Genomic DNA, 562 nt, shown 5'->3' with positions numbered 1-562 from the left:
ATGCGGATCCCGGCCCAACGTCTCCTGAACCTGCAGAGCGAGGCCTTGCATTCCGCGACGCATATCGGTCCGGCCAACCGCCAACCAGATCCGCACCTGGCTCGGAACCGGGATCATGAAACGCCCAGCGCCTTCACCATCGCCGCCGCCAGTGTCGGCGGCGTGGTCAGCGGTATCCGCAGCCGCACCTTGCCGGCGATCTCCAGCTCGATCACCGCTGGTGGCGCCGCCGGCACCGAAGCGGCGAAAGGCTTATCGGGAACCACGACAACTTCGGCAAAGCCCGTCTCGCGGGCTCTCACCGTGCGGCGCCACTTATAGATCAGGCTGGTTGCGACATCGTACTGACGCGCTACCGCCGCCACTATGGCCCCGGGCGCGAATGCCGCGGCCAGGATCCGGCACTGATCCTCTTCACGCCAACGACGACGACGCTCCGGTCCGGTCAATAACGTCACATGGCTCATGCTGTGCTGCTAACTACGCTCGAAAGGACGACCTTAAGAGCGCAGCTTCGCTACCGGGCCATGCTCCCGCAAGGCGGCCCTCGCCGGAGGCGTAC

The 562-nt window shown here is 65.7% G+C and carries 2 protein-coding genes; both read right to left on the bottom strand.

The window, feature by feature from the left end; translation table 11 throughout:
- Positions 1–117: IS66 family insertion sequence element accessory protein TnpB (gene tnpB / locus NKI47_RS35055; protein ID WP_352596437.1), on the bottom strand; the 117-nt coding region annotated here is incomplete at its 3' end.
- Complete coding sequence (gene tnpA / locus NKI47_RS35050; RefSeq protein ID WP_352596435.1) at positions 114–467, bottom strand: IS66-like element accessory protein TnpA; 354 nt, start codon at positions 465–467, stop codon at positions 114–116. The genes tnpA and tnpB, both read right to left, overlap by 4 nt.
- Positions 468–562: the final 95 nt, after the last annotated feature.

The sequence above is a fragment of the Mesorhizobium sp. M0633 genome, assembly GCF_040320645.1.
In the GTDB taxonomy this organism is placed as follows: domain Bacteria; phylum Pseudomonadota; class Alphaproteobacteria; order Rhizobiales; family Rhizobiaceae; genus Mesorhizobium.
Note: the sequence above shows the minus strand (reverse complement) of the source record. Positions and strands in the feature narration are given on the sequence as shown.